This is a genomic window from Pedobacter sp. FW305-3-2-15-E-R2A2 (assembly GCF_038446955.1).
In the GTDB taxonomy this organism is placed as follows: domain Bacteria; phylum Bacteroidota; class Bacteroidia; order Sphingobacteriales; family Sphingobacteriaceae; genus Pedobacter.
The window spans coordinates 6,863,786-6,876,930 of sequence record NZ_CP151803.1; the positions used below are offsets into that span (position 1 = coordinate 6,863,786).

The window sequence follows — 13,145 nt, forward strand, 5'->3', positions numbered from 1 at the left end:
ATCCTAATTAAAAAACAATCGCAAAAAGAAATGTCAGGTCATTAAAATTAACGAAATTGACCTTTTCATTTGACTTCTGAAGAACGATCTCTTTAATCCTTCAAAGGGCTGATTTCTGCTGTTAAAAGAGAAAATCAGCCCTTTGCAAATCCGGAGGATAAAATTGTTTATTTTTTCCGTTTGATCTGTTCCAGTAGTTCGGACAGTTCTTTTACCCGCTCGGGGTATTTTCCGGCAAGGTTGTTCTTCTCGCCAAGATCTTCTGTCAGCTGATACAATTGTGCGGTCGGCAGATTTCCTGATTCGATGCCTACATCTTTCATAAAAGGAGCACCCTCGCTTGGGCTAATATATTTCCAACCATTTTTCAGGATAGAAAGCGGGCCTCCCTGTTCTACAAATGAAGTTCTTCCTTTTACAGATTTGCCCAAAAAGGCGGGCATCAGATTTTCGCTATCCGGGGCATCTCCCTGAGGCACAGCCCTGCCGATCAAACTGGAGAATGAGGCAATAAAATCCATCTGACTCACCAATGCCGGTGATACCTGAGGTTTGATTTGTCCCGGCCAGCTGACAATAAAAGGCACCCTTGTACCGCCTTCCAATGCACTATATTTACCACCACGCAGCACACCTGCAGGCTGGTGACCATTCTGTTTGGTTACTGCTTCATCCTGATAACCATCATCCAGCACCGGACCATTATCACTGGTAAAGACGATCATTGTATTTTTATCAATTCCCAGGAGTTTCAATTGTTTCATGATCTCTCCTACGGTCCAATCCAACTGTAAGATCGCATCGCCCCGCAATCCCAAGCCACTTTTTCCTTTAAACCTCGTTGCCGGCATCCTTGGCACATGTGGCTCCGTTAAGGCAAAATACAGGAAGAAAGGTTGCTGATGATTTTTCTCGATAAAGCTTTGCGCTGTGGTCAGGAAAGTGGTCGAGACCTCTTCATCTACCCAACGCGCCATTTTACCACCACTCATATAACCGATCCGGCCGATGCCGTTCACAATCGTCTGGTTGTGTCCCTGCCCTGGCGAAGACTGCATTTTCAACAATTCAGGATGGTCTTTTCCCGTTGGATCATCACCCACTTTTTTTGCGTAGTCTACCTCAATAGGATCATTGGCTTCCAGGGCGACCACTTTATGGTTTTCCAAAAATACAGTAGGCACCCGATCCGCTGTTGCAGGAAAAATAAAGGAATAATTAAAGCCAACTTCGTTTGGCCCCGGTTTCAGTTCTCCATTCCAGTCTTTCGCTACGCTTTCTCCAATACCCAGGTGCCATTTTCCGACAATTCCAGTTTGGTATCCTGCTTTTTGAAACAGGTTTGGCAAGGTCGTTTTAGCTGTAGGAATGATGAGTGCTGCATCACCAGGCAAAATACCCGTTCCTTTTTTACGCCATGGATATTCGCCCGTCATTAATGCATAACGTGAAGGTGTACAGGTCGCAGAAGTCGCGTGTCCGTTTGTGAAGCGAATTCCATTTGCAGCAAGGCGGTCTAAGTTAGGCGTTTGGATTTTCGTGGCACCATAGCAACTCAGGTCGCCATAGCCCAGGTCATCCGCAATGATATAAATGACGTTTGGCGGTTTAACTTTTGTCTTCTTCGATTGAGCTCCGGCAGTAAATGCCATCGCTACAGAAAAAAAAATGAACAGGTTCTTCTTCATATTTGTGTGTTTAAGCAGCGCTAAAGATAAAAAACACCTCAGGGCTTTGCATTAAATTTATTTCAAATTCAAACAGATACTGAATTTCCGCTCAATTACGTCTAAAGCTTAAGACCAATCCCTCTAACGACTGTCCTATTATCGGATCGACAAAAAATATTCTTTAACATAATTTAACACACTTTAACATTATTACTAAATCTTTAGTTATATCTTAGATTAACCAAACATTTCCCCCCGAATGAAACATAAAATTTTAGCCCTGATCCTGTTCTGTATAAGTTCAGTCTCTGTATTTGCTCAGAATTCTTACGAAATCAAAGGTTTAGTAACAGACACTGCCGCAAGTTATAAGATGGTCAATTCTACCATCACCCTCCTAAAGGCCAAAGATTCTACGCTTGTTAAATTTACCAGGGCTACTGCCGATGGGTCTTTTACACTCGGGAACCTCTCTCCGGGGAAATTCATCCTGCTGCTCAGTTATCCCGGCTATGCAGATTATGTAGAAGATTTCCAGCTGGATTCGACAAAAAAGACACGGGATTTTGGCCAGATGAACATGACTCTGAAAGCGACCATTCTGAAGGGAGTGATCATCAAAGGAAACATCGCTGCCATAAAAATAAAAGGAGATACGACAGAGTTCAATGCCGCAGCCTATAAGATTCAGCCCAATTCAAAAGTAGAGGACCTGTTGAAGCAGCTTCCCGGGATCACGGTGGATAAAGAAGGAAAAATTACCGCCCAGGGACAGGCCGTAAATAAAGTCCTGGTTGATGGCGAAGAGTTTTTTGGCGATGACCCTACCCTGGTCACTAAGAACCTACGCGGCGATATGGTGGATAAGGTTCAGTTGTACGATAAAAAGAGCGATCAGGCGGCCTTTACCGGTATTGACGATGGGGAAAAAACAAAAACAATTAACATTCAACTCAAGGAAGATAAAAAGAATGGCTATTTCGGCAAGGTAGACGCAGGGGTCGGAACAGAAAAATTCTACCAGAGCCAAGCCATGTTCAATGCCTTTAAAGGCAAGAAGAAGTTCTCTGCTTATGGGACGATTGGAAATACAGGAAAGACCGGATTGGGATGGCGAGACAGCGAAAAATATGGTAGCTCTCAAATGGAAGCGACTGAAGACGGTGGTATCATGTTTTATACCGGTGGAGGTGATGATGGTCTGGATTCTTTCGATGGCAGATATAATGGGCGGGGAATTCCTTTGACAAAAAGTGGCGGCCTTCATTTCGACAATAAATGGAATAAGGACAAAGAAACGATTAACACCAATTATAAAATCGGTTCAATTAACGTGGATGGAACCAACACGACTTTAACCCAGAACAATATACCCGGGCAGACCTATAACACCACAACCGAGGGGAGCTTCAACAACAGGATGTTCCGGCAAAAGCTGGACGGAACCTATTCGATTAACCTGGATTCCAATTCTACCCTGAAAATCGCTATTGATGGGACCTTAAAAGACAGCAACAAAGAAGATGAATCGAATTCTTCCAGCATTAGAGATGATCAGACCAAATTAAACACGAGCAAGAACAATTCCAGTAATGACGGAAACGAAAGGGTTCTAAATGCCAGTGCATTCTATACCCATAAACTTAAGAAAAAAGGACGGACCTTCTCTTTGAGACTGAGTCAGGCATTTAATGACAATAAAAGCACCGGCTATTTATATTCCCACAACCAGTTCTTTGATGAAGAGGGAAACCCATCGAACCGGGAAACCGTCGATCAATACAAAACAAACAACAGCACCAGCAATGCCTTCAACAGTAATTTGACTTATACCGAACCATTCAGTAAAACACTTTCCCTGATCCTGAATTATGGATTGGGCATCAACAATGGCGTTTCAGACAGAAAGTCCTTTAACAAATCTGCCGATGGCAGTTACAGCACGCTGGACCGGGATTTTAGCAACAGTTTTGAACTCAATCAGCTTTCCAATCAGGGAGGGGCGATCTTCAATTTCAAAAAAGACAAATCGGTCCTCACCTTTGGAACTAAAATCAGTGATGTAAAATTTGAACAATTCAACAAGTATACCAACATCACTTACAAGAGAAATTTCACCAACTGGAACCCTCAGGCAAGTTTTAGATATAATTTCTCACAGATGACTTCTTTCCGGATCAATTACAATGGAAACACCAGACAACCAGGCATAGAACAACTTCAGCCATTAAAGGTAAATACAGACCCTTTGAATATTGTGGAGGGAAATCCAGACTTAAAGCCCTCCTTCAATAATGGTATCAATATCGGCTACAACTCCTATAAAGTGATGACTGGGCAGTCGATCTATATTGGCGCAAATTACGGCTTTAACTCCAATGCAATCACCAACAGTATCGTCACAGACGCAACAGGTAAAAGCACCTCCCAATCGATCAATTTGCCCGGAAAGACCCCGACGAATTATGGTTTGTATATCTACGTGGGCCGAAAAATAAAACTCTTTGACATGAATATTGGGTTGAATGGAAATACCAATGGAAGTACGAACTACAGTTTAGTTAATAAGGAATTGAATACCACGAAGTCCAATTCTTACAGCGGGCAAATGAGTTTATCAAAGTATAAAGAGAAAGGATACTCCCTTGCGGTATCCGCGGGTCCGACTTATAACACCAGCGAAGCTTCTTTGCAAAAACAGAGAAGCAACAATGGATGGGGTACCAGAGCCGAAGTAAACTTCAATATCCATCTTCCCGGGAAATTGGAGATTGGCACCGATGGAGATTACGAATACAGGGCTAAAACCCAAACCTTCAGTCAGGAGTTTGAGCGTTTCATCTGGAATGCATCGATCAGCAAAAAATTCTTCAAAGAAGAGAACCTAAAACTGACAGCATCTGCAAATGACTTACTCAATCAAAATGTTGGCTTTGACCGGAGTTCCAATAATAACAGGATCACACAAAGCAACTATACGACTATAAAAAGATATTTCATGTTATCCCTGATCTGGGATTTCAATAAAATGGGTGGATCAGCCCCTAAACCATAAGCACCATGAAACAGCCCCTAATTTTAATTTTCTTCCTATTCGGATATTCCCTTTCACAAGCACAGAATGTGCGGTTTACGACTGACGGCATCATCGAATTTGAAAAGAAAACCAATATGTATGCAGTCATTAAAAAGAGCATTAACAAGGAAAACAGTTCCTTTATGCAATCGGCCTTTGATGTCTATAAAAAAACCCAGCCTCAGTTCAAAGTTTTAAAAAGCACGCTTGCCTTTTCAAAAGACAAGACCCTGTTTACCCCCATTAAAGAGGAGAATAGCAATTCAAAGGGATTTTTCGGCGACGATCCTATCTCTACACAGAACAACACCATTTTCACAGACCTGGGTACTTCCAGCTTTATTGCTCAGAAAAAGGTCTATGAAGAAACTTACCTGGTAAAGGACAGCACCAGAAAGATCAACTGGAAAGTGACAGAAGAGACCAGAGAAATTGCCGGATATGAATGCCGGAGGGCCAATGCAATTGTACTCGATTCTATTTATGTTGTCGCCTTTTATACTGATAAAATTCCGGTTTCCGGTGGTCCGGAATCATTTTCAGGATTACCGGGAATGATTTTGGGTGTCGCCCTGCCACATGAGAATGTATCCTGGTTTGCCACCAGTATCAAAGACCGGCCGGTAACGGAAACGGAGCTAAAAGCACCGGTAAAAGGAAAGCAGATGAACAACAAAGGCTTGATGGAAACCATTCAATCCGCATTAAAAAGCTGGGGATCATACGCTCAGGTTGCACTAAAGGCTTTCAGCCTTTAGTTTACCAATAATTTATATCCTTTTCCATGAACATTCAGGATTTCTACCTTAGGGTCTTCCCTAAGGTACTTCCTTAGTTTACTTAAAAATACATCCATACTGCGCCCGTTAAAGTAATTATCATCATGCCAGATGCTGAGTAATGCTTCTTCACGGGTAAGGACTGCATTCTTCTTTAAACACAGCAACTGTAATAACTCCGCTTCTTTGGTACTGAGTTTTTGTTGCTGTCCTTTAAAATGAATCAGCTGGGTGGTATAATCAAAAGTATAATCACCAATCTGAAAATGTGTTTCCACCGGGCTAACTTCGGCTCCTTCTTTTACAGAAACCCTTTTCAATAAGGCATTGATTCTTAAAAGCAGCTCTTCGATCCGGAAAGGTTTGGTAATGTAATCGTCACCACCAAGATCGTAGGCAGAGGCTTTGTCTTCCATCATTGCTTTGGCTGTGGCAAAAATGATTGGAATGTGTTGGTTGATTTTCCTGATCTCTTTACCCAGGGTAAATCCATCTTTCTTAGGCATCATGACATCCAGAATACACATGTCAAAGTCCTGCTTTCCAAAAGCCTTCAATCCCTCCTCACCATCCACACAGAGGATGACGTCAAATTTACCTTTCAGTTGCAGGTAATCTTGCAAAAGCAAACCCAGATTCGGATCATCTTCTACCAATAGAATTCTTTTCATTAGTTATGGTTTAGCGGTAATATTATTTCAAATACAGTGCCTTTATCTTTTTCGCTATGGACCTTAATTACCCCGTTCATTTGTTCTACAATGTCCTGTACATAGTTCAGCCCCAGTCCGAATCCTTTTACGTCATGTAAGTTTCCTGTCGGCACTCTATAGAACTGATCAAAAACACGTTTTGTCTGTTCCTTGGTCATTCCGATACCTTCATCGGCAACTTCAATGACCAGGCATTTGCCGGTGTTTTTTGTACTTAAGGTAATTTTAGGTGCATTCGCACTATATTTATTGGCATTATCAATCAAGTTATAGATCACATTAGAAAGGTGCAGCTCATCGGCATAAATGAGGTCTTGTGTCGCATCCAGATGCAATTTGATCTCCGCGTTGTTCTTTTGTAATTGCAGGTTCATGCTGTCTACGACAACCAGGATCAGGTCGTTAACGTTTAACTCGGTCTGCTCCAGTTTCAATTCTTTCTTTTCCAGCCGTGCTATACTCAGGACGCGTTCGATATGATTTCCAAGGCGTACATTTTCATCATAAATGATTCCAGCCAGCCGTTTCACCCGGTTCTTATCTGCAGTAATCTCCGGATCTTTCAGTGCTTCACTCGCAATCATAATGGTGGCCACAGGTGTTTTAAACTCATGGGTCATATTGTTGATGAAATCGGTTTTCATCTCCGAGATCTTCTTTTGTTTTAAGATGGCATAAATGGTATAGGCAAAAATAAAGATCAGGACCAGTAATAAACCCGCAGAAGAGCCCATTGTGGCACTTAAATTCCCAAGAATCAGGGAATTTTCATTTGGGAAGTTTACATATAACATTCCCGGATCGCGAAAAATATCATTACTAAACAGCGCCACTTTATGAACATCTGCAGGAACCGGCTCCACATAAGAATTGGAAACCCGCTGATATAAAACAGAATCTTTATTGGCCAGTTTTACCCAAAAATTATAATCCAGCTTAATATTCCGGTTCAACAATTCATTTCTGATCAGCGTATCCAGTACATCCCTTGATACCCTTTCATTAATCGGGATGTTCTCCTGCCTCATTTCTTTGGCCACATCCTCCAGATAATTCAGGCTATTGGTTTTAATAATAACGGTATCGGTAAGCAATTCCTTGAAGGCCTTTTGAAACTTCTGGGCTTCAATTTCATCTTCACTTTTAAATTTAGCGGCCATTTCAGGAGATACCCTTGGTAAGGTAATCAATAGCGGCTTTTTGCTAAAAGGGTTAAAAGCCAGATAGCGAATGCTGTCGGGCAGGCGGTCTGTGGTGACTTTGAAGGTGACCACCTTTTCGGGAATAGGAATATAAGTCTGATTGATATTTGCGGTGATGACATTGCCAGCTTTATCCACACCAAAATTCATATCCACCTGTAGCGGTGATTTTTTGTCGTCATCCAGTGTGGACAGTGATGTGAACTCTTTTTCAGTGATGATCATTGGCCGGAGATAGTTGTTCCTGATCACACTATCCTGCATATTTAAATCTGCGATGATCTTTTTCTGCTGTTCTAATTTTCGAAGTTCCTCTTTCGCTTTATGCTGTTCTTTAAAATCGACCAATAACTGAGCTTTATCCCTCAGCTCGGTTTCCCTTTCTTCTCTTAGCTGATCGTCCTTTTTATTGAGATGACTCGCCGCATACCTTTTCTGAACTTTATTGACAACCGCATTTAAAGCCTGGGTAACATCCTGTTCAAAAAGCTGCGATTTAAGGTTATAGGCCTCCCTTATGTAATACAATTGCATTACAAAGACACCAAGCAAGGCTATGGTCATTAAGGCGGTTATTAACCAAAGGCTTCTTTTCTTCATTACAGGATATTCAAAAATAAATAAGGATTAACAGAAAAGCGCTTATTTAACACTTTTTAACACCGGATTTGACGGAGAGACCGTTACAATTTAATACAAATACCCGGAAAAACGACATTGAAGTAATTCGATTTTACTAATCTATTCAGTGCAAGCGTAAAAATTTTCGGGATCTGACAAAGTGTAAAGTCAACCCCTAAATTCCCGTCCCATTTTTTAGGGAATTAAAGACCTATAAAGCAAGGTGAGCGCGGGGTTAGAAGCAGACTGGAAACTGCTTCTAATGAACCTCGGATAGAACAGGGATCAAACAGGGATAGAACACGGATAGAACAGGGACAAAATGCGTGTTTCATCCGCGTGATATCCGGGTTTGATTCTCCTTTGATTCCTGGCTTTTCCGAAGCTTTTCCAGCTCCTCTCCGGCAGGGTATTTAACAAAAAAAGCAGCGCTGTAAAAAAGGCTGCTTTGGAGAAAATATTTGTTAAAAATAAAGGCTGTCCGAAATGATCGGACAGCCTCGTTTGGTCAATTTGTTTATTTAAAAAAGATCTTTAGAAAGGAAGATCATCTTCCTCGCCCGGAGCACTATTTAAATCAGCTGGTGGCGCATATGCCGGAGTTGCTGCTGCAGCTCCCGGAGTAAGTGCGTTGATACGCCATACCACTAAACTGTTAAAATAAGATGTTTTTCCGGCTTTGTCCGTCCATGGACGACCGCGTAAGTTAAATGAAACTTCTACATCATCACCAGTTTTTAGGCTATCAAATAAAGCGGTTTTATCTTGTAAAGCCTCAAACCTGATGTATTCAGGATAAGTAGGGTTTTCTGCATATTCTATAATCAGGTCACGTTTCTTAAAAGTCTCACTCACCTGTTGTAATGCACCAATTTCATGCACTTTTCCTTTTATTTCCATAACAATTACTGTTTTATTCTCGTACGAAGTTCAAATCTCTATATTTTTATTGATAACTTCGCACAATAAATTATGCAAGTTTTCCACACAAAAAGCAAGGTTATCTTAACCTGCAACAAGCGACTATCGCCATATCTACAGGAAGAGGTTAAATCCCTGGGCTACACTATTGTTAGGGATTTTCCTACAGGGGTAGAGCTGAACATTACCCTCACTGAATGCATTAAGTTAAATTTGAACTTAAGGTGTGCCAGTCAGATTTTATATTGTTTAAAGAGCTTTAAGGCCAATAATCCGGAAGAACTGTACCGGGAGCTCCTGGATATGGAATGGGAAGAGCTGATTGATTTCTCGGGATATTTCTCGGTGACTTCAAATGTGGATAACCCAACGATCACGACTCCGCTTTTTGCCAATTTAAAAGTAAAAGATGCCATTGTTGACCGGATCAAAGAGAAGAAAGGGATTCGTCCGAATTCAGGCTCTGATGCCAACAAAGCGGTGGTCCATCTGTACTGGAAAGACAGTGAAGCAGATATATTTATCGATACTTCCGGAGAAACGCTGGCAAAACATGGCTACCGTAAAATTCCGGGAAAAGCACCAATGCTGGAAGCCCTGGCTTCCGGTGTGATCATGAGCAGTCAGTGGGACCAGAAATCTCCTTTTGTGAATCCGATGTGCGGTTCCGGAACCTTAGCCATTGAGGCGGCATTAATTGCCACCAACCGCAGACCTGGACTGTTCCGTATGAATTACGGCTTTATGCATATCCTTGGATATGATGAAGAAGTATTTTTCGCAGAACGCAGAATCCTGAAAGAGCAGGTCATTAAAAACGTAGACCTTCAGATCATTGCAACCGATCTTTCGGAAGATGCTGTTGATGTGAGCCGTAAAAATGCAAAAACAGCTGGTGTAGATACACTGATTACTTTTGAAGTTTGCGATTTTGCAGATACACAAGTTCCTGAAGGTGGTAAAGGTGTGGTCCTTTTTAACCCGGAATACGGAGAGCGTTTAGGCGTACACTCCAAACTGGAAGCCACTTATAAACGAATGGGCGATTTCATGAAACAGGAATGCAAAGGTTATTTCGGTTATATCTTTACCGGAAACCCTGATCTTGCGAAAAAAATCGGCCTTAAAGCCACCAGAAAATTAGAATTCTATAACGGAAAGCTGGACTGCCGTATGCTCGAATATGAGTTGTACGATGGAACAAGAAGACCGGAGCCCAAAGTACCAGAAGAAGGGATTTAAAATAAAAAAAGTTTTTTTTCTTTTTTGAAATCCGTTCGTGTTTAGTTTTCGTTTATACCTCAGTATAAATGAAAACTAAACTTCCCAACCTATGAAAGAGCGCCTCGAAATTAACGTCAGGGACATTCCCGGCAATATTAAAAAAGTAAGAAAGATCAAAGCCCTCACCCAGGATTTCCTTGCTGCCAAGCTCCACATTTCACAAAACGCCTATAGTAAGATCGAACTGGGGCATAGCAAATTAACCGTAGAGCGTCTATATCAGATTTCCGTCATTCTGGATGTACAAATGAACCAGCTCATCAATTTTAGAGCAGCAGATTTCAACGGCAGGATACAGCTCGTCACGGGATAATTCTCCACATCATCTTTTTTTTAGGATCAATTCAGATACATTTGCTTCAAATGCAAAATCTGATGAACTCCATTATTGACCAAACCATATTGTTTGTTAAAGAAACCTTGTCGGGCGCAGAAGCCGGGCACGACTGGTTTCATATTGAGCGTGTTTTTCGCAACGCCCAACACCTGAATGAAACCGAAAAAGGCGATGAACTTGTAGTCGCCCTCGCCGCTCTGTTACACGACATTGCCGATTCAAAATTCAACAATGGGGATGAAGAAATCGGTCCCAGAATCGCCGGAGACTTTTTAAACAGCCTTGGACTAGCGCCTGCAATCATCACTCATGTACAGCAGATCATTAAAAACCTGAGCTACAAGGCCAGCCTGGGGGAAATCAATTTCCATTCCAAAGAACTGGACATTGTACAGGATGCAGACCGTCTGGATGCGATCGGTGCGATCGGTATTGCGAGGGCATTTACTTATGGAGGTTATAAAAACCGGGTATTATATGATCCTGAAATTGCGCCTAACCTGCATATGAATAAGGAAGAATATAAAAATTCGGCCACTCCGACGATCAATCATTTTTATGAAAAGCTGTTAAAGCTGAAAGACTTAATGAAAACAGAGAGCGGAAAAAAAATTGCCACTGAGCGCCACGACTTTATGCTGCTTTACCTGGATCATTTTTATAAAGAATGGCAGGGAGAAATTTAACCTTGAATTTAAATCTAAATTGTAAATTGCCTGCATGAAGTTAAGCGTCCTCGTCCTCATAGCTGCTTTTGCAGTCGGCCTTTCCATTGGCCTGGTGAATTTCTATTTTCAGCAGAGCTGGTATTTTATGCTGGTTTCTTTTGCGGTGTCCTTCATTACCAGTTTTATTGTTTTTTATTACCTGCTGGAGAAGTATATCTATTCCAAGATTGTACTGATCTATAAGCTCATCCATAATTTAAAACTGGGAAAAGACCTGAAGGATGCTTTAGGAGAATATGTGAGCTCCGATCCGATCAATGACGTAGAACACGAAGTAAAAGAATGGGCAGGCGCAAAAAAACGGGAGATTGACATCCTGAAAAAGCAGGAACAATTCAGAAGAGAATTTCTATCCAATGTTTCCCATGAATTTAAAACTCCGCTGTTTGCCATACAGGGATATATAGAAACCTTACAGGATTGTTTAATTGACGACCCTGAAATGGCGACTAAGTTCCTTAAAAAGGCAGAGAACAATGTAGAACGCCTGAGTTATCTGATCAATGACCTGGATTCGATTTCCAAATTGGAAACCGGGGAAATTCCGATCAATTATGAGAAGTTCGACTTTGTCCTTCTGGCTAAAGAGGTGATGGAAGGGCTGGAAGATAAAGCTAAAACCAAGGAGATCAAGATCTCCTTCAAGGATAAGTATACCCACCCTGCTTATGTGAAAGCCGATCGGGAGAAGATCAGGCAGGTGATGATCAATCTGATTCAAAATTCCATAAAATATGGCAGGGAACATGGTTCTACGGCGATAAAAATCTTTGAATTGCACGACCAGTACCTGGTAGAGGTGACGGATGACGGGATTGGAATTGAAGAAAAACATTTACCCCGCTTATTTGAGCGTTTTTACAGAATAGACTCTCATCGCTCGAGACAGGAAGGTGGCACCGGATTAGGCTTGGCGATCGTAAAACACATCCTGGAAGCCCATCAGCAGATCATCTCGGTAAGGAGCACCCTGCAGATCGGAACCACTTTTGCTTTTACACTCGAAAAGATTGGTTAACAGAAACAAAGCTTTTTCAAAATAACTTAACACTTAACATTAACTTAACATTACACTCATACTTTTGTAGCATATTTTATAAGTAGGATGGGCTAGGCGCCATGCGGGTTTCATCTGACAATTAAAACAAAATATAATATAACAGATGAATAGCATTTTTAAGTTCTTCACTCCAAGAGACAAAAAATTCCAGCCCTTGTTCGAACAGGCAGGCAGCAATGTATTGAAAATTTCTGAAGCCTTATTGCTTGCCCTAAGTGCAACTGACCTGGAAAAAAGAAAAGAATACATCAAAGAAGTGGAGCGTCTTGAGCACGTTGGTGACGACATTACCCATTCAATTTTCTTAGAATTAAGTAAGAATTTTATTACTCCTTTTGACAGGGAAGACATCCATGCATTGGCAAGTGCTGTTGATGATATTGCAGATTACATTCATGCTTCTGCGAGTAACATCGAACTGTACAACATTGTTAACATTGGTGATGCAATGATCAAACTTGCAGAACTTTTGGTAGAGATGTGTACCGATTTGGATAAAGCGATCAAAGAATTAAGAAGCTTCAAAAATATCCGCGTTATCGCTGATGCTTGTGTAAGAATCAACAGCGGTGAAAATCAGGCGGATTATGTAACAAACCTGGCCATCGCCCGTTTGTTTGAATTCGAAACCAACGCCATTGAACTAATTAAACAAAAAGAAGTGCTGCAGACCTTAGAAATGGCTACAGACAAATGTGAAGATGCAGCAAATGTGTTGGAATCTATTTTGGTAAAGAACGCTTAAACCTTCAAA

11 protein-coding genes are annotated in these 13,145 nt (G+C 41.4%); 7 read left to right on the top strand and 4 right to left on the bottom strand.

Features of this window, described 5'->3' with window-relative positions; translation table 11 throughout:
- Window positions 1-167 precede the first annotated feature (167 nt).
- The gene (locus tag AAFF35_RS27905) at window positions 168-1,688 is read right to left on the bottom strand and encodes an arylsulfatase (RefSeq protein WP_342329740.1); all 1,521 of its coding nucleotides are present in this window, start codon (window positions 1,686-1,688) and stop codon (window positions 168-170) included.
- A gap of 241 nt (window positions 1,689-1,929) precedes the next feature.
- Here AAFF35_RS27905 and AAFF35_RS27910 point away from each other — a divergent pair, with 241 nt between their 5' ends.
- Both AAFF35_RS27910 and AAFF35_RS27915 read left to right on the top strand, forming a co-directional pair.
- Complete coding sequence (locus AAFF35_RS27910; protein WP_342329741.1) at window positions 1,930-4,725, top strand: outer membrane beta-barrel family protein; 2,796 nt, start codon at window positions 1,930-1,932, stop codon at window positions 4,723-4,725.
- Between the two features lie 5 nt (window positions 4,726-4,730).
- A complete protein-coding gene (locus tag AAFF35_RS27915; RefSeq protein WP_342329742.1) occupies window positions 4,731-5,504 on the top strand; it encodes a GLPGLI family protein in 774 nt (257 codons plus the stop codon).
- On the opposite strand, the gene AAFF35_RS27920 is transcribed toward AAFF35_RS27915, so the two are convergent.
- The 3 genes from AAFF35_RS27920 to AAFF35_RS27930 form a co-directional block, all read right to left on the bottom strand.
- Window positions 5,501-6,196 (bottom strand): response regulator transcription factor, encoded by a 696-nt coding sequence (locus AAFF35_RS27920; protein ID WP_342329743.1) that lies wholly within the window; start codon window positions 6,194-6,196, stop codon window positions 5,501-5,503. The genes AAFF35_RS27915 and AAFF35_RS27920 overlap by 4 nt on opposite strands.
- On the bottom strand, window positions 6,196-8,040 hold the full coding sequence (locus AAFF35_RS27925) for a HAMP domain-containing sensor histidine kinase (protein ID WP_342329744.1): 1,845 nt from the start codon (window positions 8,038-8,040) through the stop codon (window positions 6,196-6,198). The genes AAFF35_RS27920 and AAFF35_RS27925 overlap by 1 nt, the downstream gene beginning before the upstream one ends.
- Window positions 8,041-8,595: 555 nt before the next feature.
- The gene (locus tag AAFF35_RS27930) at window positions 8,596-8,961 is read right to left on the bottom strand and encodes a DUF3127 domain-containing protein (RefSeq protein ID WP_073231935.1); all 366 of its coding nucleotides are present in this window, start codon (window positions 8,959-8,961) and stop codon (window positions 8,596-8,598) included.
- A 72-nt stretch (window positions 8,962-9,033) separates the two neighbouring features.
- Between AAFF35_RS27930 and AAFF35_RS27935 the strand changes: the two genes are divergently transcribed.
- From AAFF35_RS27935 to AAFF35_RS27955, 5 genes are all read left to right on the top strand, one after another.
- Window positions 9,034-10,224: a class I SAM-dependent RNA methyltransferase gene (locus AAFF35_RS27935; RefSeq protein WP_342329745.1), complete on the top strand. Its 1,191-nt coding sequence runs from the start codon at window positions 9,034-9,036 to the stop codon at window positions 10,222-10,224.
- Between the two features lie 91 nt (window positions 10,225-10,315).
- Entirely contained in the window at window positions 10,316-10,579 is a 264-nt protein-coding gene (locus AAFF35_RS27940; RefSeq protein WP_342329746.1) for a helix-turn-helix transcriptional regulator, read from the top strand.
- Window positions 10,580-10,641: 62 nt separating this feature from the next.
- The gene (locus AAFF35_RS27945; protein ID WP_342329747.1) at window positions 10,642-11,289 is read left to right on the top strand and encodes an HD domain-containing protein; all 648 of its coding nucleotides are present in this window, start codon (window positions 10,642-10,644) and stop codon (window positions 11,287-11,289) included.
- Window positions 11,290-11,323: 34 nt separating this feature from the next.
- Complete coding sequence (locus AAFF35_RS27950; RefSeq protein WP_342329748.1) at window positions 11,324-12,349, top strand: ATP-binding protein; 1,026 nt, start codon at window positions 11,324-11,326, stop codon at window positions 12,347-12,349.
- Between the two features lie 145 nt (window positions 12,350-12,494).
- Entirely contained in the window at window positions 12,495-13,136 is a 642-nt protein-coding gene (locus tag AAFF35_RS27955) for a DUF47 family protein (RefSeq protein WP_069379321.1), read from the top strand.
- Window positions 13,137-13,145: the final 9 nt, after the last annotated feature.